This is a genomic window from Kitasatospora sp. NPDC002040 (assembly GCF_040296785.1).
Taxonomy (GTDB): Bacteria; Actinomycetota; Actinomycetes; order Streptomycetales; family Streptomycetaceae; genus Kitasatospora.
Genome location: NZ_JBEOXV010000002.1, coordinates 95703 through 120311 on the forward strand (window position 1 = coordinate 95703; position 24609 = coordinate 120311).

A 24609-nucleotide genomic window follows, 5' to 3' on the forward strand; every position below is an offset into this window, starting at 1 on the left:
TTCAACAGGTTCCGAATTTCAACAGGACGGCCCGCTCTCCGCCTCCCGCTCCGAGGCCCGACGGGAGTTTCATTAAGTACGCCCACCCGGAAAGGGGGGCTGGCTGCGCACCGATGAGGAGATGCACGTGACACCACCGCAGCCAGGAGATCGGGTGCCAGGCCTGTACTGCCCGTCTGTGTCGGAGCCCGACGCCGACACCGTGGCGGAGGTGGACGCACGGATCGCGCGGTGGGTGACCAGCGAGGACGTCTGCCCACCGCAGTGGCGCCAGGGCCTGGTCGACTTCGGCGTCGGGCGAGCGGTGGTCCTCCAGTACCCGGACCACGCCTCGATCGAGCATCTGATGGCGGCCGCCGAACTCCTGGCTGCCGAGAACGTGGTGGACGACTGCTACGTGGAGGACTTCGGCGGCTCGCCCGAGGGGCTCGGCGCGCGCCTGCTCATCGCCCAGAGCGCCCTGGACCCCGCCCACCTGACGAGCCGCCACGGCGCGGACTGGGCCAAGGGCATCCGGTCGGACGAGGCACTGCGCAGCTACCGCACCGCGATGGACGACTTCGAGGCCATCGCCACCCCCGCGCAGGCCGACCGGTTCCGGCACGACATGGCTCGCCTGCACCTGGGCTACCTGGCCGAGGCGACGTGGAAGCTCGACGGGAGCGTCCCCGCCGCCTGGGAGTATCTGACGATGCGGCAGTTCAACAACTTCCGCCCCTGCCTGACCATCACCGACGCCGTGGCCGGCTACGAACTCCCCCCCGAGGTCTACACCCGCCCCGACGTCCAGCGCACGGTGGCCCTGGCGAGCAACGCCACCACGCTCGTCAACGACCTGTACTCGTACACCAAGGAACTGCGCATGCGGCACCCGCACCTGAACCTGCCGCTGGTGCTGGCAGCCGAGACCGGAGACGCCAAGACCGGCTACCTGCGAGCCGTCGAGGTGCACAACGACGTCATGCACGCCTTTGAAGGAGACGCAGCCCGACTTCGAGGCCAACACCCTCACCTGGACCGCTTCCTGGAGGGACTCGCGGCCTGGGTCGCCGGCAACCACCACTGGCACCAGACCAACTCCGAGCGCTACACCCTGCCCGACTTCTGGACCTGAAGGGAACACCCCCCATGAGCACTGTCTCCACCCACAGCGCCTACCAGCAGGACATCGCCAACTACTGGAACGCCGAGGAACGACCCGTCAACCTCCGGCTCGGCGACGTCGACGGCCTCTACCACCACCACTACGGCGTCGGGGACGTCGACTGGTCCGTCCTGGAAACGCCGGAGCCCGACCGGGACCAGGCGATCATCAACGAGATGCACCGCCTGGAGACCGCCCAGGCCCACCTCCTCATCCAGCACCTCGGCGCCGTCAAGCCCGAGCAGCGCATCCTCGACGCCGGCTGCGGCCGCGGCGGCACCTCAGTCCTGGCCCACCAGGCCTTCGGCTGCCACGCCGACGGCATCTCGCTCTCCTCCAAGCAGGTCGACTTCGCCAACCGCCGCGCCCGCGAGCTCGGCATCGACGACAAGGTGACTTACCACGTTGGGAACATGCTGGAGACCGGCTTCGCCCCCGGCGGCTACCAGGCGATCTGGAACAACGAGTCCACCATGTACGTCGACCTGAAGGACCTGTTCGCCGCACACTCCGCCCTGCTGGCCCGCGGCGGCCGGTACGTCACCATCACCGGCTGCTACAACGACGTCTACGGACAGCCCTCCAAGGCCGTCTCCACCATCAACGCCCACTACGAGTGCAACATCCACGCCCGCTCCGAGTACTTCGCGGCCATGGCCGCCAACCGCCTCGTCCCCGTCCACGTCGAGAACCTCACCCCCGCCACCATCCCCTACTGGGAACTGCGCACCCACTCCTCCGTCACCACCGGCATCGAGGAGGCCTTCCTCAGCTCCTACAAGGACGGCAGCTTCCAGTACCTCCTGATCGCAGCCGACCGCATCTGAGCCCCCGCAGTACCACCAGGTGACGGTCTTCACCTCGCGCTGCCCGCGGGGCCCTCGTCCAGCAGGCGACGCAACAGCATGTCGATGTCGAGGCGACCGCTCTCCTGGCCGGTGGCGACGATACGTTCCGTCAGCGCGAGGAACCTCCTGACCCGTGAGGTCTGCGCATGGAGCACACCGGTGTCCTCCTGGCCCCGCAGGGTGATGACGACGGTCGGCCGCCCTCCCTGAGGCAAGGGGTGAACGGACACGTCGTCGGCACCCACCGCCCGGCTGACGCCAACGGTCAGGAGATCGCGGGCGAAGACCCACGCGGTGGACGTGCCGTAGCCGGCGTAGATGTCCAGGCGGACGGCGTAGGGATCCGACGCAGAGTACTTCAGGCACGCCGCGATGGAGATGCTGCGGCCGGTGCAGGTGACGACCTTCAACTCGAGAGGCACCGCGCACCGCGCGGCTGGGTACTGCTTCGCGGGCGCGTCCAGGGGCTGCCAGTGGTTCATGTCTGCTCTCGGAGCGGCGAGGCGGCACGCATCGATGCGCGGCGCGGCCATAGGGGCGGGGCTGGGGTGAGTGCGGGCTGTGTTCGCTGGTGTTCCGAGGGCCCGCGGTGGACGTTCACACCGGTGTCAACGAGCCAGACCGTGAGCCGTCATCGTTCTTCTCGAGGCCCGGCAGTTGCCCGGCTTTCAACACCTTGCAGGATTCAACATGCCTGACCCGGATCGCGTATTTCGGGAAGCCCACCCGTCTGGTAGTGGCCGACCGGGGCGGATCCCATACCGCACGCGGAAGGGCGCGCTCGGCCACCGACTGCCGGCGCGGGGCCGGTGAACTCTGGCCGGATCACCCTGAAGCGCTTCCTCGGAGTCGAGGCGAAGCTGCGCGCGGGCGCCCCCGACCTCGCCTGGTGGATCGACGACGTCCGGCACAAGTCCGTAGGGCTGGCCATGGCCTACGAGCTCTCCTCTCGCTACTACGCAGTCCAACGCGTTCCGGACGGGACATCCCTGCGCGTCCGGGTCGCGTGGGTATGGGAGGGAGTCGGCCCTACCCGATGCGCGCCCGGGATCAGTCGCGGGCCGGTTCCTCCCATCGGCCGTTCAGCGAGGCAGAGCCAGGTGAATCAGGGCTTGGGAGCGGGCCGGGAGTTGGCGGCCCGTCGATCGGCCGTAGGGCGAGTCTGGGGCCGGCCGTCCTGGTCCAGAGCGCCAGATGCCGGGTCATGCTCCATTACGGGTGATCTGCCATCGCTCCGGTCCGGAAGGCCCGGCAACCGTTCCCGACTCGCCTCCGAGCGGCGCCGTACCGGCTGCGCCCCAGCGAGGAGCCGATCCTTGAAGCCCCGAGGCCGGCACCCTGCGGTTCGCCGTGGACCACCGCCTGACCCCGGAGGCCACCTACCACCCGAGCCTGGCACGCACCTGGTGCGGCTGGCTCGCGGCACGCTGCTACCTGCAGGCCGACCAGCAAGTGCCTGCAGACCGCAGCGAAGTATTTCACCTGGTTCTTCATCGCCGACGACCTGTTCGTCGACCGGGTGCTCCGCCGGGTCCGGGCAGAGCGCGAACAACTCCTCGAGCTGGTCGATCAGCACGATCAGTCGCTGGCCCGGCCGATCCGCCAGCAAGGTGGTGACTGCGAAACCGAGCCAGACACGACCAGGTCCCACGCCGCCGAGCCCGGCGCGGGCGCGCTCAGCGCAGTTCGGTGCTCAGCAGCAGGAAGTACCGCCCGGTGTAGAGGAGTTCACCGCCCAGGTCCGCGACGAGGTTGGCCGGGGTGAAGAGGCGGCGGAAGATCGGGTAGCCGGTGCCGCCGACCACCCGCTGCTCCGTTCTCTCGGTGTGCCGGTCGTCGTCGCTGCGCAGGTCGAGGACCAGCAGGCGGCCGGCGACCCGGCGGGCCTCGGCCAGGAAGACGACGCGCTCGTCGGGGCGCAGCAGTCCGTAGAAGTTGGCGGTGAACAGGGTGGCGAAGGCGTCGTCGCGGAAGGGCAGCGGCGGGAAGAGGGAGTGGACCAGGCCGGCCCTGGGCGCGCGGGTGCGGGCGATGTCGAGCATCTCGCGACTCTGGTCCATCGCGGTGACGGCGGCCGAGACCATCCGTCCAACATGTGCGCCCTGTGCCCCAACTGCCATGCGATGAAGACCCGAGGGCGCGATCGCGCGAACCTCACCCGCACGCTGCACGTCCGCGTCGCTGCAGCCCACCGTGCCGAGAAGGCACGGGAAGCCGCTGACCTGTCCGGCGAGATGTGCCCCTGACAGCTCTTCAAGTCCCGCCCGGTTCCGCGCACTCGGCGTAGGCACCCTGCGGCGCCCGCGGTCCGGCACCGGGAGGGGAACTGGCCGTCAAGCACGCGTGTCCGGTGGAACTCGGCAGTCGGCAGCTCGACTTACCCGCTCGCCGATCGGCATTGTGACGGGCCGTTTCCAGGCCGGGCCCACGATGTACGACAGGCTGACGGTGTCGCTGCAGTTGCCGATGGCGAGGTACTTACGGGTTCTCCTTCTGGGTGCTGGACCCTCGCGCGGGCTGGGCGTTCGCGGTTGGCCTGGGTCCTGGCGGGGGGTGTCAGAGGCCTGCGGCTAGGTCGGGTTCTGTCGACCGATGGGCCCGTCTGCGGGTGCGACGCGTTCGTAGATGTCGGTGCTGACGGTTGTGCGGGCGCGGTGGCGGACGACGCTGAGCGGGCCGAGGCCGGAGAGGATCTCGACGAGGCCTGCGGCGCTGACCCACGGCCGCTCCGCGGCCGACGGGTCCGCGGGGGGTGAGTGGACGATGGCGATGGTCGCGGCGCAGGCGAGGTCGGCTGCGCGGATGTCGCTGAGGGTTCTGACGTTGCGGACGGCCATGTCCGAGAAGCGTTCGGCGGGGGCCGGCGGGGTGGAGAGGTTGAGGAGCAGGTCGCTCGCCTGAGCAGCCGCGTCTGCTCCTTGCCGGGCGTCGGAGGCGGTGTAGCACCACTGGTCCGGGTGCTGTCCGCGCAGCAGGGGGAAGCGCGAGCGGAGCACCCGCAGGATGGGTGTGATCTCGTCGACGATGGTGCAGGGCTGCAGGACGAAGGAGAGGCGTTCCGGGTCGGGGATCCGCAGCCGGTGGGCCGCGGCGGGGTCGGGGATGGCGATGACCGGCCCGGTGTGGCCGGTGAGGTGAACGGGGCCGCTGCCCAGCAGGAGCACCGTGTCCTGCCGGTTCAGAAAGTGCCGCACGGCGCCTTGGGCCGCTGCCGCCTTGGGGCAGGTGCGGGAGCCGCCTCCTTCGGTGGCACGTCCGGCGGGGCAGGTTTCGCTGGACGGCACCAGGACGCGTCGGGTGCGCAGCGCGCCGGTCCACTGTTCGAGGGTCTTTCGGGCGAGGTCCTCGAGGTGGGTCGGGGCCGCGATGGCGATCCCGACGGCTGTGCCGTCGAGGTCGAGGTAGGTGGTGGCGGCCAGGATGCCCTGGTTCCCGCTGGGCTGGACCGGCAGGCCTCTGGGAGCGTGGCCGGCCAGGGGCGCGGTGGCCCGGCGGTCATGGCCGGGCAGGTGAGCGGTGAGCAGCGGGGCCGCGGGGCACTGGACGGTTCCGCGGTGCGGATGGACGAAGCTCCTCGGTGCGGTCAAGCCAGGGCCCGATGGCTGCCCCAGCGGAAGTACTTCGGTCAGTCGTGTCCTCTTCAACGGTGTGCCTCTTCTCGGCTGTCAACGCGGGGCGGACGGCGGGGACTCGGTGCCGTCCGCCACCGAGCTCGTACAGGTAGTGGTGGTTGAACTGGGGGCGCTGGCGGAGTGGGCGGGGGCCGCGCTCTTTGATTCGGCGGTGTGCCCGCCCCGGCTGCCGCAGGGTCTGGCCCGTCGGCGGGCGAATCGAGCGGGGGGCGCGTCGTGCTTTGCCGTTGGACCGCCATGGTGGGCGTGTTCCCTCATCGGAGGTGCGCTCCGGTCGTGGCGGTGCTTCTACTTCCAGAACTGCGCGAGGGAGCCTTCCTTGAAGGGGTCGGGAGAGACGCTGAGGTCGCCGGCGAAGGGGTGGTCGAGGACGACGGTGAGCAGGATGCTGAAGCCGATGAGGGCGGCGACACAGCCGACGAAGAGGACTTGCATGGAGCGGCTGCGGACACCGAAGAGGAAGGTCAGCGGGAGGATGACGAGTGCGCCGCCGTAGACCAACACCTGGAGCAGGATGGGGAGTTCCTGGGTGGCCATGGTGATCCGGGCGCGCCGTTGGGCCACTATCGTGTCGAGGCTGGCGGCGGCCTGGCCGTAGTAGGCCTTCTCGGCCTCGGTCACGGGCTCGTAGCTCTGGAGGGCGTCGTAGACGCCCTGGAGCAGGGCGCCGGTGGCCTCGAAGTCGGGGTTGCCCTCGCGCATCAGCGGCCACTGGACGTCGGCGACGCCGTGGACGTAGGCGCCGACGGCTGTCTTGAGACGGGCCTGCTCGGCGGGCGGGAACGCGCCGGCGTCGCGGACCAGGGTGGCGGCGGCGGTGGACTCGGAGGCCACGATGGTGTTGGTGGTGTCGAGCTGGGTCCACAGGGTCACGATCACGAACGCCAGGATGATGCCGTAGATCGCACCGAACATGCCCAGCACGGTCCCGACCATCTCGTTGTGCTCGCCCTTGGCGAGCTCGGGGAAGCGCCGGCGCACCAGCAGCGCCCCGACGACGGTGACCAGCATGATCACGCCGACCACGATGACGGCCAGGACGAACGTGTCGAAGGTGTTGAGCAGCCACAGTCCCATGGCGTCCTCGCCTCTGGTGGTAGCGGTGGGTCCCTCACCGTCCCCTCCCGCGTTCCGGGCGCACCGCACCGGCCGCCACTTCGCGCCTACTTCACCCGGACGGTCGGCGCGAAGAAGGTGAAAGAGCGTGCGGGGGTCCGTAGACCGGCCCCACGCGCGCGCCCCGGAGTCCGCTCGCCCACACAGGCGACGTTCGCTGCCTCACCGCCCCAAGGCGGGTCCGACACCGGATAGTTGGTCCGGAAGCCGCACCGCCGCACTGCTCGACCCCGCACGGTGGAGGTTGCCCATGCCGACGTCCACACCCGGGCCCCCCACGCCCCGGAGCACCTCCACCGCGCTCGCGCACCACCGCCCGTCCCCGGTGCGCCGTCTGCTGCGCTCGCGCCGCACCGGGGACCGTGACCACATCACCACCCTCGGCGGACTGCCCGCCCTGTCCCTGGACGCCCTCACCTCGGTGGCCTACGGACCCGAGGCCGCCGTGGTGATCCTGGCCGCGGCCGGCGCGGACGCGGTGGGCGCGATCCTGCCGCTCAACATCGTCATCGCGGTGCTGCTCGCCACCCTCGTGCTGTCGTACCGTCAGGTGATCGCCGTCCACCCCGACGGCGGCGGCTCCTACGCCGTCGCCAAACGGCAGTTCGGCCCCCGGACCGCCCGGCTGGCCGCAGCCGGCCTGGTGGTCGACTACGTGCTGACCGCAGCCGTCAGCCTGGCCACCGGCGCCGCCAGCCTCGCCTCCGCGTTCCCCGCCCTCAACGACCACCTGCTGCTGACGGCGATGACCGCCCTGGTCCTGCTCACCGCCGTCAACCTGCGCGGACTCGCCGACAGCGCCCGCCTGTTGATGCCCCTGACGCTGCTCTTCATCCTGTTCGTCCTGGCGGTCATCGCCCTCGGCCTCGCCCGCCCCGCCCCGGTCGCGGAAGCCGGCGGGCCGCCCACCGTCGCCGTCACCCAGGGCCTCGGCGTGCTGCTCCTGCTGAAGGCGTTCGCCTCCGGCTGCACCGCGCTCAGCGGCGTCGAGGCGATCGCCAACGGCGTCCCCGCCTTCCGCCGCCCCCGGGTCCGGACCGCCCAGCGCACCCAGGTGCTGCTCGGCGTGCTGCTCGCGGTCATGCTCGTCGGACTGGGCTACCTGCTGGCCCGCGACCACGTCGTCCCGCGCGCCGACGTCACCGTGCTGGCCCAGCTCACCGCGCACTCGCTGGGCACCGGATGGCCCTACTACGCCGCCAACCTGACGGTGGCCCTGCTGCTGGCGGCCGCCGCCAACACCAGCTTCGGCTCCCTGCCGATCCTGCTCGCGCTGCTGGCCAAGGACAACCGCCTGCCGCACGTCTTCGGCCTGCGCGCGGCCCGCCCCGTGCACCGCGTCGGCGTCCTCGCACTGGCCGCGCTCACCGCGCTGCTGCTGGCCGCCACCGGGGCGGTCACCGACCGCCTGATCCCGCTCTTCGCCCTCGGCATCTTCATCGGCTTCACCATCAGCCAGCTCGGCATGGTCCGCCACTGGTCACAGCGCCGCCCCGCCCGCTGGCGCAGGCTGATCCTGCTCAACGGCACCGGCGCGGCCCTGACCCTCACCGCCACCGCCGTCCTGCTGGTCTTCAAGTTCACCCACGGCGCCTGGGCCGTGGTCCTGGTGGTGCCGCTACTGATGCTGCTCTTCGCCCGCGTCCAGCGCTACTACGCCGCCGTCGCCACCACCACCGGCATCGGCCGGATCCCGGAACACCCCCAGGCGGGCCAGGGCCTGGTCATCGTCCCCGTCGGCGAGCTCAGCGCCGTCACCGCCCACACCCTGGCCCGCGCCCTCACCCTCGGCGGCACCGTCATCGCCGTCACCGTCCACACCCGCCCCGAGAGCGCCGCCGCACTCGCCCGGCAGTGGCGGCAGTGGAACCCCGGAGTCCCCCTCGAACTGCTCCCCAGTCCGCACCACGCCCTGCTCACCCCCCTGGTCCAGTACGTCCACCAGGCCACCGCCCGAGGCCACCAGGTCACCGTCCTGCTCCCCGAGAAGCTCCCCGGCCGGCACCGCGACCGCCTCCTCCAGGGCCGCCGCTCCGCCGTCCTCGCCGCACTCCTGCGCCGCCGCACCGAGGCCGTCGTCTCCACCGTCCCATACCACCTCGGCCCCACCACCCACACCCAGGCACGTAGTGACGGAGCCGACCCATGACGGGTCGGTCGCACCCCGGTGCGGTTCCCCCCGGTCGAGGCCGGACCGGCTGTTCGGGCAAGGCGGCGGGGCAGTCCGGCTCCGGGTACATGGTCGGGGTTGATGGCGGCGTCCCGGTCTGGGGCCGGCCCGCGCACCGCGGACGGCGCGTCGAGAGGCTCCGTCCCGCAGGCGGCCGGCACTCGCAGCAGCGCACGCCCATGGCGGCCACCCTCACCCAGTACAAGACCCTGTCGCGGGGGCAGATACCAGCAGCGGCGTCAGGCGGCGTAGCGGGTGACCTTGGTGACCTTGGCGGTGACCTTGCTGTCGAGCTTCTTGAAGCTCTGGCCGGTCTCGTTGCTCTTCTGGCCCGGGGCGACGTTGTTGGCAGCCACCATGGTTTCGTCAAGGCGGGTGCCGGAGGTGTCCACGAACTCGATCTGCACGATGTAGTTCGAGGATTTGGTGGTGTGGTTGGTGATCGTGACCGGCACGGACGTCCACCCCGTCACGTCGTTGGTCTCGACCGGCCCCAGGGCCACGTCCTTGGCCTTGTCGTCCGGCGCCTTCTCCGCGGCGACCGGGGCCGGCGGGGCCACCGGAGCGGACGGTGCCGGCGGGGCCACCATTGTGGCGGGGGCGGACCCGGACCCCTGGGCGGCGGCTGGGTTGGAGTCGTCCTTCGTCTGGCTGCCGCCCGAGCTGGCGATTGCGATCACCACAAGAGCGGCCGCCGCGCCGAGACCGATCTTCAGGCCCTTCCGGCTCTTCTTCGGACCGCGCGGTGTGGGCGCGGAGTTCGCGGCCCAGGCGGCGGGATTGGGAGCGGGCGCAGGCATGCGGGTACCTCGTTCGTACGTAAAGGGAAGCTGGTGGGACTTCGTGGTTGCTGCGGCGGACGCTCAGCCGCACTCACCCGATGCCTCCTCGTCACGGAGGCGGACACGACGCGGGAGTGTCGCGCGGGCTGTCCCTCCAAGGTTAGGGAGGGGCCCCGGCGGCCGCGAACGCTCAGCGCGTGAGACCGGCCACAGCCGAGTGGTGAGCGCGGTTGCGCCACCGCGAGCTCCGGGCCGTGGGGCCGCACCAGCGCACCGCCCTTTCCGGCCGCCGCGTACACCGGGGCGCTGAGCAGCCGACGGGCACACACCCACCACCGGGTCTTCGCTGAGCGCGCACCGGGCAGCGTCCGACGGGACCCGTCCTGCGGCACGACGAGCCGAGCAGGACGACGCCGCAGCCCGTACCGCCCCGCCCACTGTGGAGCGGCACGGCGCGTGAGCCCGTGCCTCGCCCCCTTCTGTCGAAGCCGGCCGTGAGTGGGAACGGCGCCCTCCTGGGTGAACCTGTCGTGCTTCGAGAGGTATTTCATCGCCATGGCCCAGGCCGCGGCCTGGGCTGTGGCGATGGTGGTGACGGGCCGGGCCCTGCTTCCGCTTTTGGCAGGGTCCGGTCCGCTTCCCCGTGCGGCCGGGCCCCGCCGGGCTTGTCGCCTCCACCGACACGACGTGGGCCCCGGGTTGTGGTCGGCCCCGTGTGCTCGAGTCGGGCGGGCCGCTGACCGACCGGGCCGTCGTGTCCTGGGGCGGCCGCCGCCCGGTCGGTCACCACGTCTGGAGCACGCCTCGCACAGTGGCGCTGGTCGGGGTCTGAGCAGAGGGGCGAGGGCTGGGTTTCGGTGCGCGGGGCCCCCGGATCCGGCTTCGTCCAGGTAGTGCAGGCGCCGGACGCAGGAGCGTGCGCTGTCCTTGGTGGCGTAGAGGTCGATCTCCGCACCTGCTTCGACCCAGCGGCCGGTGTGGTGGTCAAGCACCGCCCACGGCTCTCACCCGCAGCGGTCCGGGGCAGCTGCAGCACTTCGTACCGTGTCCCGGAGGCCCTTGGCGCGACAGTGCCCGGTAGCGGCCAGTTCCGCTCAGTGCCCGGCATGACCACCACAGTAGGCGGCGAAAGCCTCCGGGTGGTGAAGGAACGATCTTCCCGGCCAAGGAGGCAGCCGAGTCGGCCTGAACGAGAGCCCGAGGTGCCGTCCGCTGGGATCGCTCCATGGGTGCGAGGCTCTGATGAGCTTCAGGACCATCGTCGGCCTGATCGTGGACGGCCTGCCGAACGCCAACCTCATGCTCGCCATCACGTACCCGAACCGCTTCTGACACCCCTACCGGCGCCCCGCCCACACCGAGCGGTGCCCGACCTGACTTGGCCCGCAGCAGGACGAGCCGAGCGGGATGGCTCAACGCCGCGGTCCGCCACGCGGACCGCAGACCTGTGGAGATGCCCGCCATATGAGCCAGCGTCTCGGCCCGACGGGAAGAAGCGGGCCCTAGGGGTACGACCTCCTCTTGGGTGAACCTGTGGTGATTCGGGGGGGCACTTGACCACGCTGCCGCTGTCGCGGCCTAGGCTCTGAAGTGGGCGGTGACGGGCCGAGACCGGCTTCCGCTTTCGGCAGTGTCCCGTCCGCCTCCTCGTGCGGCGGGGCCCTGCCGGGCATGGCGCCTCCACCGGGGTGACAGTGCTGCGTGCCGTTGTCGGCCCCGTGTGCTGGCTTTAGCGGGTCCTTGCCCGGCCGGCCGTCGTGTCCTGGTCAGGCGGTAGCGGCCGCGCGGTCGGTCTCCGCAGCTGCAGCGCGCTTCGCACAGCGTCGCACAGGAGCCGGTGCCGGGAACGCCGGTGACGATCGTGGCGTACGGCTGGACCTGGAACGCGGCCAGTGTCGTGTCGTCGTCCTCGGCATCGTCTTGTGAAGGCCGACACGCGGATGCGGAACCGGCACCTGGCGCGACGTCGGGCGCCGATCAGTACCGGAGGCAGGCGGCCGGTCCACCCCGCCCGCCTCCGGCGTCGATCACAGGGGCGGCAGGTCGGGCAGGGCGGCGACCTTCTGGTGGTTCTCGCCCGCCCGCTGCCCGAGACGGCCGAACTCCGCGTCGGTGAGGGCGACGTCCAAAGTGATGAGCCTGCCGTGGTACCCGCCGCTGGTGGCTCCCGAGACCGGGCCGCCGGTGCCGGTGCAGCTGAGGTTGCTCGACTGGCCCGGCCGGATCAGCACAGCACCCGAGCACTCCGGCCCGACGCCGGCCGGTGCCCCGTCCCGGTCGATCTCCCAGTGGTAGTTGACCTGGACGGGCCCTACGGCGGCGGCGGCCGTCTCGGCGCCGAGGTAGGTGACCGTCACGCGGGCCGTGAACTTGCACGACGTCGGCGAGCAGGCGCCCTCGTAGTCGCGGAGGATCTGGGAGTTCGCCCGGACGTTCGGGTTGACCGCGTCGCGGAGGCCGGTGAGCTTGACCGGAAGGTCCGTGTAGAAGCGGTTCAGCTCCTCCCGGGGCACCCGCGCGACGTCGACCACGGTCGAGTCTCCGGGGAAGGCGATCCGCTCGATCGAGCGGACGCCGTCGGGCGACCTGGGGCCCAGGCAGAGGGTCGAGTCGTCGACGTGCACGGGTGTGCAGGAGCGGCCGTTGACGGTGACGGGCTGGTCTGCGGTGATCTTGTCGTCCGGGATGTGGTCCGGGAGCAGGCTCTTCGCCAGTGCCGGGGGTGCCAGGGCGGCGGCCGGGTCCTGTGTGAAGAACCGAATCGCCGAAACCATGGCCGGGTGCTCTGCGATGACCGCGGACTTGTCGGCCATGCCCACGGACTGCCAGGCAGCGGCGGTGCCGTTGAGGAAGGACTTGCCGTCAGTGCCCAGGTAGTCGAGGGCCGGGCTGCCGGCCATGGTCAGGGTGCCCAGCGCGTCGGCGGGGTGGCTGACCGTCAGGTCGAGGGCGGCCTTGCCCTGCTCCTCGATGTGGATGGTGCCGGTGTAGTGCAGCGCGGGTGCGTTCCCCAGCCGCTCCAGAGCCTTGACCAGGTCGGCTCGCAGCGAGGAGGAGGGGCGATCGGGTGTGCCGCGAAGGCCGCCTGCGAACCAGAGGACCGCCGCGACGACGAGGAGCAGGGCGATCAGCGCGAGCAGGGCCCGGCGTAGCCGGCGACGGCCAGCCGGTGGTGCCGTCTCAGTACCGGGCCCTCCGGGCTCGGCGATGGGGTCGAAGGTGTTCGTCACTTGGGCTGCTCCCCGCTGCCGGTCAGGCACGTGACGGGGATGATGGTGGGCCAGGTGTACGAACGCTCGACGACCACCTTGCCGTCGATGGTGATGCGGCAGGAGACGGTTCCGGTGGCGACGATGTCCTTGCGGTTGGGGATGCTCCCGGTCTCGCAGGAGTCCCCGCCGGTCGCCGGGCCGATGCAGCCGGACCCGTTCGCCGACAGCAGGACCCACGGGTCCTTGCCCGCCACGGTCACACTGACCTTCCAGGGTGACTCCGCTGTCAGCTTGTCGTTCGCGCCGCCGATCGAGGCCAACCCCTTCGGGCCGAGAGTGTGTCCGTAGTACATGATCTGCATCGGCCACCCGTAGTCGGAGGTCGCTTCGAGCAGCACGGTGTGCTGCTCGGCCGGGGCGTCTTCCGCGGTCGCTTGCGGGACCGGGTTGCCACCGCAGGCGGTCAACGCCAGCAGGCCCAAGAGGAGGGCCAGGCGGGAGGCCGGTGTCCTGACGGAAGGTAAGGGGTGGAGGCCACCGGTGTTTGGACGGCAGTGGCGGGGCAGGCGTGGCGGTGGCATGTGCTCTCCTTCAGCTGGGGCGGGGGCGGATGGCACCCGATTCGGCGAGCCAGGACATGAACGCGTCCGCCGAGTTGACGAGATCGTGGTCCGCGGAGTCGGTGGCCAGCGCGCTCGCCGAGGCCGGGTGGCCGACGAAGTCACGGCAGGCCGTTGCCAACTGCCGGTATCGAAGGATCAGTTGGGACCAGACTTGCTGCCCTTCCGGGGCGGGCAGGCTGAAGAAGGCCTCGGCGCGTTCCGCGACCTGCGTCAGCCCGTCGCAGGTGGTGCCCAGTGTCTGGAGGGCTTGGTCGATGAGTTCGGGTTGGGAGGCGGACGTCAGTACGCCGTCGAACGCGGTGGAGTAGGAGCGCTCCGCCGTGTAGAGCCGGCCCAGGAGGTCGAGCCCGCCGACGGCGGCCCATGCCTGGGCCGCCCGGAGCGCGGCTGGACCGGAAAGCGCCGGGCCGGGCCGGTCTGCGGTCCACTTCGGGGACCCGGTCCGTCCGGATGCCGTCGCTGTCTGGGCGAGGACGACGGCCGTCAGGGCGAGCCCGGCGGTGGCCAACACCCGGGCCGCCGCACGCGTCGTCCGCCGCCTGGCCCCGGCGGCCCTGGGGTTGTCGGGTCCGGCTGCCTCGCGCCGGGCGGTGAAGCGCCACAGGAGTCTCGCCCCGCGGCCTGCGAAGGCTGCCAGGGCGGCAGCGAGGGTCCCCAGGGTCAGGGTGTGGACCACGATGATCCGCACCAGGGGCCAGATGACGCCCGGCCGCCAGTCGCAGTTGTTGGTCATCGTGTTGAGCGGGCCGAGGCAGCCGTCCGCTCCCATCAGGAGGAAGACGCCGAGGACGCCCGACAGGGCGGTGGTACCGGCTGCGATCAACCCGCCCAGGAGCCAGGAGGATCCGGTCACGGCCGCGGTGAGCAGGGCCGTGGCGGCCATGACTGCGCAGATCACCAGCACCGGCAGCAGCAGGTGCGTCAGTTGGAACGGGCCCGTCATCCGGACCGCCGCCGGGGACGGGGTGTGCAGCCAGGCCATGGCCAGGGCCAGGGCGCCGCAGCACAGCAGGCCCCCCAGCAGGCCCGCCGTCAGGAACCGTCCTGGCCGTGACGGTTGGCGGGCAAGCTGTCCGTCGGTGTCCGGCATTGCCCGTGCGAGCCAGGGCAGCCGGTGCAGTGGCGGGCGCGCGGCTGTGAGCAGCGGAAGCAGCCAGAGCAGCGGTACGGCCCACCACAGGCTCGCCGCCGAGTCGTCCGTGCCGGGCAGGACGTCGATGACCGCGATGGTGCTCAGCAGTGGGCCGACCTGGTCGGGAGGCAGACCGGGCAGGCCGTAGGAGGCGAGGAGGCCGCGGGTGGTGAACGGCCAGCCGTCGGTCAGGGCCTGGCCGAGCGGGAACCACCAGCAGAGCACCGCGGTGAGGGCGAGCGCGGCGGTTGCCAGGCTCGCGAACGCGGCCGGGCCGAGCGTGCGTCCGCGCCATGAGCCAATCCGCAGTTCCGCGTGCTGGGCGGTCCAGGCCATCGCCAGCACCAGCCCCGCGACCAGGATCAGCAAGGCTTCCGGGTGGGGCGGCCACCAGTGGTTCCAGGCCGCCCCCGGGCCGGCCAGTTCACCCACCGCGACTCCGGTGCCGAGCCACAGGCCGGCCGGTGTCCCGGATGGCGGGCGCTGGCGGGTGGCGGCGGCGTACACCACGGCCCGCCACAGGGCGGTGCCGCCGATGCCGACCAGGAAGCCGGCGAGCAGCAGCTCGCGGAGCGGAAAGGAGGTATCCGACAGGTTACCGAGCTGCCAGGCGAGGATGTCGATCGCGAGCCCGGCGAGGAGCAGTTGGAGGCCGTCCAGGGCGAACAGCGCTTTCGGGTCGGTGAGCGAGCTGCGGCGCAGGGCCCAGGAGGGGTGGGTGCGCCACAGTTGTGCGAACGCGGCGAGACGGCCGGTCCCGTGATGGCCGGTCCTACGGTGGGGGCGGGTGGAGGCGGTGACCTCCCAGGACCTCCGGTCGGCGCCCCAGCGCGCGGCGGTCAGGTCGGCGTGGATCTCGCGGTTGCGCAGGATCCCCGCACGGGTGAGGTAGGCCGAGACCACCAGCAGGGCGGCCAGGACCATTTCGTGTGTGTTGAACGGCGCGTACTGCGCACGGGCGGAGGCGGTTCCGGCGAAGATCAGCCTGTTCAGCCCCACCACGGCCCACGGGAGCAGGACCAGTACGAGGAATACCCGCCAGAGCGCGACCGTGGCATAGGTGATCCCGACGTCACGGTTGCGGATGTGGGCGAGCTCGTGCAGGACCACCGCTCGGAACCGGCCGGGGTCGGTGGTGGCGGTGACCACCAGGCCGTCGTGCAGGCAGACGGTGGGGCGGCCCCAGCGGCCGAACACGACGGCGGTGGCTGTCGGCCGGAGGGGTTCGACGACGAACCTGGGCTTGCGGGCGAGCCCGGCGGCGGCGACCAACTCGTCCAGCTGTTCCCGGAGTCGGGCGAGGTCCGGCGAGCCGTCCACCGTGGAGAGCCGTGCCCGCCGGCCCCGCCAGACCGGCAGCAGCCAGAACAGCGCGAGCGCTGCGGCCAGGAGTAAGGCACCCACCGCGAGCGACTCCCGGTCGAAGCTGCGGCCGTACTGGTCCACGCACGCGCGCAGTGCCGTCGCGTTGCGGGCGTACCGGTCGTAGCCCGCGTTCAGTGACGAGCCCGGATCGATTCCGGCGGCCAGCCAGCAGGCCGCCTGGCGGTCGGCCGACTCGGACGGTACGAGGAGGTGCCACACGGTTGCGGGGACCATCCGGAGGCCGGCTGCGGCCAACAGCGCCAGGAGCAGCACGAACCGCAGGGTGGTGCCGGCGGTCAGCACCCGCTCGTCGAGCGGGACCGGATTCGGCCCGGCCTGACCTTCATCGGCGGCCCCGGCCCTCATGCGCCACCGTCGGCGGCATCGTCCGGGCCGGGCGTCGTGCCCCGCAAAGCGGCCAGCGCCAGCCTCGCGGCCAGCGACTCGGCCACCGTCACGGCCAGTTGCTCGTCCAGGCCCCGATCGGCGGCCAGGTCCAAGACCAACTGCCGTACCTCGACGATCTGTTTAGGACTCAACGGCGGAACGGTCACGGTCACCGGCTCGGGGCTCCGCCGGAAGAGCCGGCGGAGCCCGGAGCCGGCCGCGCCGGCCACCCGGTCCACTGCGGCGCCCGCGGCCCGCTGGGCCACCTGGTCGGCTGCCAGCCAGACAACTGGAGTCACCAAGGCGACGATCTCCCCGAGTCCGAAGCCCAGCGGCTCGGACCGCCGTACCCGATCGTTCAGGCGGCGCACCACGGTGGCGTCGTCCAGTGCGGCCAGCCCCACGAGGAGCGGCAGCTCTGCGGGCGCGACCTCCGCCACTACGTCACGGACCACGTCCCGTACCGTCGTCCGGGTCGGTGCGGCCGGCCGGTCATCCGGCCGAGCGGCGTCTAATCCCATGCAATCCCCCCCGAGATTGGTCACGGCATCCGACGGTCTGTCGGTGTACCGTCGAACCACCTTGGCCGAGGGGGCGGTGGAGCACAAGGGCTGTGACGGCTTCGGGACGCTTCCGCGACGGTTGCCGCGAATGCCCCGCAGGAGGGCCGGATCAGGCGGGGTGGTGACGCGGCCCGCGCCGAGTCGGGGGCCGATGAGCCGAGTGGCCATCGCCGCAGCCGTCACGACCGCCGGGCCCGAGCAGCACGGCCAGGTCGAAGCGACCTGGCGTGAGCCCGTACTGAACACCGAGGCGAGACCCGCACCCGTAAGGAGGTCCTGGCCCAGCTGTTGCGAATCGGCGAGCTCATGGGCCAGTTCCGCAGCGTCTGCCTGACCGGCCTCGCCGAGTTCCTCGGCCTGGACACCGCCACCCTGGCCAAGGCCCTCAGCGCGGCCCTGCCCGGCTACATCCACTCCATGTCGCCCGACGGGGAGCTCGTCGAGACCCTCGCCGAGGCCCCGCTGGACGAGGCCGAGTTGGAGGGCTGACCCACCACGCACAGATCAGCGCCACGCGGGAGGCGCCAATCGACCGTCGTGGAAACCTACGGGACGTGGCACCCCAGGTCAGAACCAATCCCAAGAGTTCCTCGGTCGCAAAACTCGACGGCATCCGCGAGCTTCCGATCTGGCGGCGGTTGTGGTGCCGGGAAGTCACCGCCTGGTGTGCTGTGAGAGCGGCTGATCAGACGGTGACCGGATGAGCCCTTGACCGGCAGCTGCTGGTGCGAGGCCGCATCCTGGCGGGGGCTGGATCGTTGGACTGTCCGTGTCCGTTCCGGCCTTCTCCCGTGCTCCTTCCCACGCCCGTGTCCCGGTTCTGATCCCAGAGTCGCGTACAGGGCCCGTGCCCGGGTTCGTGAGGGGCGCCGCACTCGACGCCGGCGTGGTGTCGGCGGATGCGGATCCACCACTGTTCGCCGAACTGGCCGGCCTGTGGGAGACGTTCGGCCGTACCGTGCCGACCCGCCCAGATCCGCAGTGGGACGCTCTCGTGCACCTTCCGGGCACCGGCCGGCGCCGGGGCTGAACCCAGACACCACCCCCGAGGGCAGGGAGTTCTCCGCCGGGGCGCGAGCCCAGTTCCAGCAGGGCACGTTCAACCACGACTACCCCTGCCCACCGGCCGGCCGTGAGAGCGTCTGCAGCCGTCGGGCTCGATGGGCCGCAGATGCGGCTGGTCAGCGGGCGCCCGCGCCGGAGTGACGTGCCCCCCGAGAGGGCGTCACCTTGTTCCTTGATTCTATACTCTATCTATCCATGGGGTTGGTCAGCTCTTCTTCTTGGCGCCCCTGGTCAGGACCACCGAACCAGGCCCGTCGTAGGTGCCGTTGCGCAGGCTCTCCAGCACCTCCTCGTCGATGATCACCGGCTTGCCCTTCGTCGCATTCATCCGCGCGGCGCCCTCAAGGGCGGTGTCCAGCAGCCACAGAGGGGAGCCGGACAGCTTCCAGTCCGGCGGGGGGAACGTCCCCGCACCGAGGGCGAAGTCCAGCCTCGGCAGGGCGTGCGCCGCGTCCTCGCCGACGATCATGGTGGCGAACTCCTGCTTGCCGACGATCGGCGGCAGGTCCGCCCGATGCACGGCAAGGGCCGACGCCAGACTCTTCCCGGGCGACTGCGCCTCCACCAGCTCCGCGACGACCGCCATGTTCGGCTCCTTCGGGCGCACGAACCGCTCGCCGAGCGCGACGGCGAACTGCAACGTCCAGTAGGCCCGGCCGCTGATGATCTTCGCTTCGCCGTAGTCCAGCGATCCCCGCTGGAGCCACTGCGCCGTGTTGCGCGGTGGCCCGTCGTAGATCGCCGCGAGCTCCTGCCCGCCCACGATCACCGGCTTCGATCCAGTACCAACCACTGCGCCACTCCCTGCACTCTCCGCCATGTGAGTATTAAGTCTATGTGGCAGAGGCTCGGAGGCCAGACCCCGGACCGGGTGCTGAAGTCCACGGTCCAAGAGGTTGGCCAACCGACGAAATCCCTTGACCTGGAGTTATGGGGCTTGATTGACGCGGCGCTTCCCCGGCCTGTCAAGATCGTTTCCCGCTCTGCTGGCCAGCTGGGTGGAGTATCGGTTGTCGTGCGGGGTGGTTGGCGGGGCGGTGGTTCGGCGGCGGAGCGGGTTGAGTACGCCGTCCGCAGTGCGCCGGGGTGGTACTGGCAGGAGGCGCCGGTCGGATCGGGGTGAAGGTCGGCGTGCCGGTTCTGGGTGGCCCACGTTGTCTTCGGCTGCTGCCGGGCTCCGGCCGGGCGCACTGGGGTGCTGTAGCGCGTGGGGCCATGGCGGTCGACGGTGATGGCGCGGGCTGCGGTCGGGGGAGGGCGGCGCTGCCAGATGCGGGAAGTGAAGACTGTACGCGTTCGAAGTGCTCTCGGTGGGTCGTGGCGGATCGGCGTGGTGCTGACGGACCGTCACCCGCCTGGCCCGTGGGCGTGGCCGGTGGGTGACCGTACTTGTGAGCTGGCCTTCCACCAGGGGGGTCTTTCTGGAGGCGGTTTCATGCACGGTCCTCGGAGGCGTCCCGCGCGAGCGGGCGCCGTCCTGGTGTCCCTACTGTCCCTGACCCTGGCGGCACCGGCGCTCGCGGTACCGCGCGCCGGCACCGGCGTGGCCGCCGATGTCCGCGGCGATGCCCCGGCGGTGACGCTGACCCCGAAGGGCGGAGGCAGCGCAGCCAAGGGCCGGGGCGTCACCGCGAGCGCCGACGTCACCTTCGGCACCCGCAGCGACACCGGGTCGGTCGAACTGACCGTCACGCCGTCGCCGGGACTGCGCACATACTCCGTCGACAACGCCGGAGCCTCATGCCCGGTGAAGAACCCCACCGCCACCACCGTGTGCTCCTACGGCGCGGGCTGGGCCACGCCCAACATGCACTGGACATCCGACCTGGCCTTCACGGTCGACGACCAGAGTGCGGCGGCGTCGGTGTCGGCGACCGTGGAGGTAGTCATCCGGGACAAGCAGGGCAAGGAGACCGGCCGGGCCGCCCACACCTACACCTGGCAGACCACCCCCGCCCAACCACCCTTCCAGCAGACCAAACCGGAGTTGTTCACCCAGCCCCGCGCCCTCACGCTCCAGGCCCTGCCTTCCTCCGCCTCCGAGCGCGAGCGCACCCAGCGCAAGTACCTGTTGGCGGACGTCCAGCCCACCGGCTTCTACCTCAACCCCGGCCAGGACCTCGACATCAACCTGGCGACCGTGCCCGGCGCCCCGCCGGTCGACCTCATGATCGGCACCTGGGACCTGGTCTCCGCCACCGACGACGCGGCGCGTGACCGGCCCAAACCGGCTGTCCGCCGCCTGAGCCCCGGGGCCAACCGCATCAGCGACCCCTTCGGCGGCCTCCTCTACCTCCGGTACGCCAAGGACTCCCTCGATGCCACCGCACCCCCCCCCGTGTCCCTGACACTGGGCCAGAGCGCGGTGCCCGTCCCCTACTACGAGCAGCACCGGACCACCAACGCGCAGTGGCGGGCGATGCTGGAGGCCAGCACCCTGCCCTGGGTGCAGTCCAGCGGCGACCACATGGTCCTCACCGTGATGCGCGACAGCGCCATGACCTACCGCGACACCGACCAGAACGCCCTCCACGAGGCCTACAGCCACATCTGGAAGGTCGAGCAGGACGTCGCCGGCTTCGACGACTCCAAGCCGGTTCACCACGTCGGGCCGCTGCGCCAGTTCTTGGTGGAAGCGGCAAGCAACACCTTCGGCGGGATCCTCAGCTCCGGGGACAACCACATCTCCTTCCCGCGCGGCCACGGCTACATGCGTGGCGCCCTGGACCCGGCCCGGACCAGCACCTCATGGGGCACCTTCCACGAGATGGGCCACGAGAACCAGCAGACCTGGACCTGGCTGGCGATGACCGAGGTGACCGTCAACCAGTTCTCGCTCGCGGTCCAGCGCACCAACCCCCTTGCGGACGAGGAGCACCCCAACACCTGGAACGACGCCTGGAAGTGGCTCCAACTCCCCAAGGACCAGCGCGACTACGACTGCGTCCCGCTCAACATGGAAGGCGGTACCAAGGAGGACCCCTCCTGCCCCTACTCGCAGCTGTTCACCAAGCTCGTCATGCTGGAGCAGCTGCGTGTTGCCTACGGTGACGCCGCGCAGGCCAAGGTCTACCAGCTGACCCGGGAGAACAAGCCGAAGTTCAGCGGAGACCAGTCCAAGCGGGACTACTACATGACCACCGCCTGCACCGCCACCGGCCGCGACCTCAGCGCCTTCTTCACCACCTGGGGCGTCGCCGGCAGCCAGGGCGTCTGCGCACCGCTCGGCCTGCCCCAGCCCACCGGCGACCTGACCCGCATCGCCGTCCTGGGCGGCGGACAGCCCCTCACCACCACCGGCAACATCACCCTCGACCTCCCCGGCGGCCGCTACGCCACCGGCACCGTCGACCACGCCACCACCGACCCCAAGGGCTTCACCGGCTGGCAGCTCGACGGCAAGCCCGCCGGCACCGCCAACCCCCTGCCCGTCACCATGAACGGCCCCCACACCCTCACCGCACTCCACACCACCCCCTGACACCCCGTCGCATTCGACGCCGTGGCCCTGCCGCCCGGGCCTCGCGCCGGGCGGCAGGAGACCTCGAAGCCACAGCACCCAGTGCGGGGCGGGGAGCGGCGTTGTTGCAGAGCGGGCCATGTGACGTTCTGTAGCTCAACTGGGCTGCTCAGGCTGCCACATGGTCGGTCTGACCATCCCGTATGTTCGGTCGGCTGAGTGAGGTCGCAAGACGGCACCGCCTCGAAGCAAGTTGGGCCCCGTTCCGTATGGAATGGGGCCCAACCTACTCCTGCCCCCGGTCCGCAGCCGGCACCCCGCATCCGGCGCCGCGCCGCGCTTCGGCGAGCAACTCCAGCCTGCTGTGCTGCCAGCTGTCCAGGACGGCCGCCCATCCGGCGGGCACGTACCAGGATCCGGACCGCCGCGTCACCAGGTCCATCACCGCGATGCCGCCGATCACCAGCGGCTCGACCCGGGGCGGCTCGCATCTGGCCAGTATCCGGCCGACCGGCGTCACCGCCTCGTGCTGGGCCACAGGATCCAGGCCCGCGTCCAGAAGGTCGGCCGGCTTCTTCCGCGGCCGTGCGGCCGCCGCCCTGCAGAGCAGTTCCCACTGCACGGCGAGCCGCCAGTCGTCGCGGCTGGGGTCGGATCGCTCCAGGCTGCTCCAGGGCAGTCCCGCCGGAATCAGCCGGCCCGGGCTGCCGGCCGTCTCGGCCAGTGCCCGCACCGCCGGAGCGAGGTCTGTGTCGTCGACGTGCCACTGCCCGCTGCGCTTGAGGCCCCGCAGGGGGACCGCGCCGAGGAAGTAGTGGCCGGTGTCCCGCAGCCAGTGCGGATGGAGGGCGTCGGGGGCGGCGCGCAACACGGTGATCGGGAGCGCCGCGGCCACCGTCTGCCGGGCTTCGGTGAGGGGGATCAGCACCGGAGCACGCTCTCACGAGCTACTGACAACCATGTGCTGTCGATTGGGTACTCACCGTGACGTGACCGGTCTACTGGAGGCGCCGGACTGGAACCGGCCCCGTAGGCCGATCACCTCGGCCGCAGCCTCCGAGGCCGCTGAAGACTGTCGGCCGCCGGGCCGAGCGTGTCCGCCCGGACCGCCGAAGGGACGCTCCCGCAGTGGGCACATTCGTCCTCGGTTCGGTGATCTACGTGCAGTACACCGTGGCGCTGCCGCTGAAGATCAGCGCGGAGGGGCACCCGACCGCGCTCTACAGCACGGTGCTGACCGCCTCCTCGGTGATCCTGATCAGCTGCGAACTCAAGCTCACCAGCTACGTGAAGCGCTGGCGGCCCTACCTGGCGGGCGGCATCGGCACCGCGCTGATGGCCCTCGGGGTGGCCGGGTACGGCCTGCCCTTCGGCTCCAGCGTGACGATCGTGCTCTGCACCGTGGTGTTCGTGTTCGGCGTGATGATCAGCGGGCCGACCATGTTCGCCCACCCGGCCACCTACCCGCCGGCGGTGAAGGCCCGTTACATCGCGGCCCACCAGGCCGGGTTCGGGGTCGGTCTGGCGCTCGGCCCGACGCTGGGCGTGCTCGCCTGGAGCACACTCGGCAACGGGATCTGGTGGGTGTGCGGCCTGGTCGGCCTGGTGGCCGCGCTCTGCGCCTACCAGGGCATGCGAAGAACACCCGCCGCCTGACGCACCGACACACGGTTGAGTGGACCGCCCCGCGGCAAGCGGGGGGGCACACCACGGGTGGGGTCTTACTCCCTGGTAGGGGCCCCGGCGAAGGGGGCACCACGGGCGGCGCGGGGGCGGCGGTGGGGGCGCCCCTCGGCGCACACCGGCCTATCCCAACACCCCCCGCCCCCCCCCCCCCCCACACCGTTTGGTGCGCCCCCCCCGCCGCCCCGGGGCGCACCACTCCTCGTGTGCGTTCTTCCTCCTTGATCGGGACCCGGGAAAAGGGGACACCTCGGGCGGAGCGGTGGCGGACTTCGCCGACCGGCCTGGTGGTCGGCCGTCGGCTCAGGTTCGGCAACGGTGTTTGCCAGTGACCGAAGCCGAGTACAGCCGGCCGGCGCTGCATCGCCGGCGCCGGCTGCGTCGCGCGGAGACCGTGACCGGATGGTCGTCCGTGGCCCGACCCGCCGTCAGTGGGTGAGGGCCGGGACGGGGGCGGTGCGCTGGGCGAACCAGCGGACGGTGGTCACCCCGGGTTCGGCCCGCAGGGCGTCGGGGTGGACCGGGAGGCCGAGGGTGGCGCGGAGGAACTGGCCGACCAGGTCGGCGCCGGCGGCCAGCGAGATGGGAAGGCCGCCGGAGAAGCGCGGGTTGACCTCCACCACCCGGGCCGGGCCGTGCTCGTCCAGGAAGCCCTGGACGTTGCAGACCCCGGTGAGGCCGAGGGCGGCGGCCAGATCGGTGACCAGCCGGTCGATCCGGGGGTCGGTGAAGGTGGTGCCCCGGGTGGAGATCCCGGCGCGGGTCTGCGCCCGCCAGCGCGGGACCGCGCCGAGCACCGTGCCGTCCCGCGCGATCAGGCAGTCGGCGGTGAACTCACGGCCCGTCAGGCGGGTCTGCACCAGCGGCTCCGGGACGCGGCGGAGCAGGGTGGGGAAGTCCGCCGGGTCGTCCACCGGGTAGACGTCCCGGGAGCCCCGGCCGGCCCTGGGCTTGACGATCCACGGCCCGGGCAGGTCCTCGGGCCCACCCAGCGCGCTGCGCGGACCGGCCACCCCGGCCGCCTCGATCCGCCCGGCGAAGGCCCACTTGTCGAGCGAGTCCGCCACCGCCCGTGCGGACGGGAACCAGGCGGCCACCCCGTGGGCGGCGAACTCGGCCTCCCGGCCCGCCACCCGGAGCAGCTCCTCCCCCACCGTCACGATCACCGCCGTGCACCGCTCGTCGACCGCCGCCGCCAGCAACCGCTCGGGGTAGTCGGCCGCGTCGGCGAACGGGAGCAGCACCGAGGCGTGCCCCAGGTGCAGCCCGGCGGCGTACGGGTCGCAGTCGGCGGCCACCGGGACGGCCCCGAGGGCGGCCAGCTCCTCGACCACGGCGACGCCGGCCGGGCCGCCGCAGCCGGTCACCAGGACCCGGAGGCCGGCGAGGTCGGGGTCGGGGCCGAGCGGGCGGGAGGTGTGAGGCAC

General features: G+C 71.5%; 18 protein-coding genes. 6 read left to right on the plus strand and 12 right to left on the minus strand.

The genetic code is table 11. The features are described from left to right. Window positions 1-178 precede the first annotated feature (178 nt). Together ABT118_RS05860 and ABT118_RS05865 are read left to right on the plus strand one after the other, a co-directional pair. Window positions 179-1114, plus strand: coding sequence for a terpene synthase family protein (locus ABT118_RS05860; protein ID WP_350645207.1), 936 nt, complete (start codon window positions 179-181; stop codon window positions 1112-1114). 14 nt (window positions 1115-1128) lie between these two features. Next, on the plus strand, window positions 1129-1971 hold the full coding sequence (locus ABT118_RS05865; RefSeq protein WP_350645209.1) for a geranyl diphosphate 2-C-methyltransferase: 843 nt from the start codon (window positions 1129-1131) through the stop codon (window positions 1969-1971). A 29-nt stretch (window positions 1972-2000) separates the two neighbouring features. Here ABT118_RS05865 and ABT118_RS05870 read toward each other — a convergent pair whose 3' ends face one another. The 4 genes from ABT118_RS05870 to ABT118_RS05885 all read right to left on the minus strand — a co-directional run bounded on the left by ABT118_RS05870 (window position 2001) and on the right by ABT118_RS05885 (window position 6701). Then, window positions 2001-2474 carry an SsgA family sporulation/cell division regulator gene (locus tag ABT118_RS05870; RefSeq protein WP_350645210.1) on the minus strand — a complete coding sequence of 158 codons (474 nt, stop codon included), beginning with the start codon at window positions 2472-2474 and terminating at the stop codon, window positions 2001-2003. 1194 nt (window positions 2475-3668) lie between these two features. After that, the gene (locus ABT118_RS05875) at window positions 3669-4112 is read right to left on the minus strand and encodes a class I SAM-dependent methyltransferase (RefSeq protein ID WP_502884488.1); all 444 of its coding nucleotides are present in this window, start codon (window positions 4110-4112) and stop codon (window positions 3669-3671) included. A 450-nt stretch (window positions 4113-4562) separates the two neighbouring features. Further along, on the minus strand, window positions 4563-5579 hold the full coding sequence (locus ABT118_RS05880) for a hypothetical protein (protein WP_350645212.1): 1017 nt from the start codon (window positions 5577-5579) through the stop codon (window positions 4563-4565). A 333-nt stretch (window positions 5580-5912) separates the two neighbouring features. Further along, on the minus strand, window positions 5913-6701 hold the full coding sequence (locus ABT118_RS05885) for a bestrophin-like domain (protein ID WP_350645213.1): 789 nt from the start codon (window positions 6699-6701) through the stop codon (window positions 5913-5915). Between the two features lie 289 nt (window positions 6702-6990). On the opposite strand from ABT118_RS05885, the gene ABT118_RS05890 reads away from it, so the two are divergent. Continuing rightward, complete coding sequence (locus ABT118_RS05890) at window positions 6991-8889, plus strand: APC family permease (RefSeq protein ID WP_350645214.1); 1899 nt, start codon at window positions 6991-6993, stop codon at window positions 8887-8889. A gap of 260 nt (window positions 8890-9149) precedes the next feature. On the opposite strand, the gene ABT118_RS05895 is transcribed toward ABT118_RS05890, so the two are convergent. The 5 genes from ABT118_RS05895 to ABT118_RS05915 form a co-directional block, all read right to left on the minus strand. After that, window positions 9150-9710, minus strand: coding sequence for a hypothetical protein (locus ABT118_RS05895; protein WP_350645215.1), 561 nt, complete (start codon window positions 9708-9710; stop codon window positions 9150-9152). A gap of 2009 nt (window positions 9711-11719) precedes the next feature. Continuing rightward, complete coding sequence (locus tag ABT118_RS05900) at window positions 11720-12922, minus strand: immunoglobulin domain-containing protein (RefSeq protein WP_350645216.1); 1203 nt, start codon at window positions 12920-12922, stop codon at window positions 11720-11722. Beyond that, window positions 12919-13485: a hypothetical protein gene (locus ABT118_RS05905; RefSeq protein ID WP_350645217.1), complete on the minus strand. Its 567-nt coding sequence runs from the start codon at window positions 13483-13485 to the stop codon at window positions 12919-12921. Before ABT118_RS05905 ends, ABT118_RS05900 begins: the two co-directional genes overlap by 4 nt. A 10-nt stretch (window positions 13486-13495) precedes the next feature. Further along, the gene (locus tag ABT118_RS05910) at window positions 13496-16390 is read right to left on the minus strand and encodes a M48 family metalloprotease (protein ID WP_350645218.1); all 2895 of its coding nucleotides are present in this window, start codon (window positions 16388-16390) and stop codon (window positions 13496-13498) included. Continuing rightward, window positions 16387-16866, minus strand: a complete 480-nt coding sequence (locus tag ABT118_RS05915; RefSeq protein WP_350645219.1) for a hypothetical protein — start codon at window positions 16864-16866, stop codon at window positions 16387-16389. Before ABT118_RS05915 ends, ABT118_RS05910 begins: the two co-directional genes overlap by 4 nt. A gap of 414 nt (window positions 16867-17280) precedes the next feature. Here ABT118_RS05915 and ABT118_RS05920 point away from each other — a divergent pair, with 414 nt between their 5' ends. Then, window positions 17281-17463 (plus strand): hypothetical protein, encoded by a 183-nt coding sequence (locus tag ABT118_RS05920; RefSeq protein WP_350645221.1) that lies wholly within the window; start codon window positions 17281-17283, stop codon window positions 17461-17463. Window positions 17464-18244: 781 nt separating this feature from the next. Here the strand turns inward: ABT118_RS05920 and ABT118_RS05925 are convergent. Next, window positions 18245-18832 carry a hypothetical protein gene (locus ABT118_RS05925; RefSeq protein ID WP_350645222.1) on the minus strand — a complete coding sequence of 196 codons (588 nt, stop codon included), beginning with the start codon at window positions 18830-18832 and terminating at the stop codon, window positions 18245-18247. A 687-nt stretch (window positions 18833-19519) separates the two neighbouring features. On the opposite strand from ABT118_RS05925, the gene ABT118_RS05930 reads away from it, so the two are divergent. Next, window positions 19520-21520: a M60 family metallopeptidase gene (locus ABT118_RS05930; protein ID WP_350645223.1), complete on the plus strand. Its 2001-nt coding sequence runs from the start codon at window positions 19520-19522 to the stop codon at window positions 21518-21520. Window positions 21521-21785: 265 nt separating this feature from the next. Here the strand turns inward: ABT118_RS05930 and ABT118_RS05935 are convergent, their stop codons facing one another. Further along, a complete protein-coding gene (locus ABT118_RS05935; RefSeq protein WP_350645224.1) occupies window positions 21786-22427 on the minus strand; it encodes a hypothetical protein in 642 nt (213 codons plus the stop codon). A gap of 200 nt (window positions 22428-22627) precedes the next feature. On the opposite strand from ABT118_RS05935, the gene ABT118_RS05940 reads away from it, so the two are divergent. Next, window positions 22628-23155, plus strand: a complete 528-nt coding sequence (locus tag ABT118_RS05940; protein ID WP_350645225.1) for an MFS transporter — start codon at window positions 22628-22630, stop codon at window positions 23153-23155. A gap of 455 nt (window positions 23156-23610) precedes the next feature. Here the strand turns inward: ABT118_RS05940 and ABT118_RS05945 are convergent, their stop codons facing one another. Continuing rightward, window positions 23611-24609 carry an ATP-grasp domain-containing protein gene (locus ABT118_RS05945; protein WP_350645226.1) on the minus strand — a complete coding sequence of 333 codons (999 nt, stop codon included), beginning with the start codon at window positions 24607-24609 and terminating at the stop codon, window positions 23611-23613.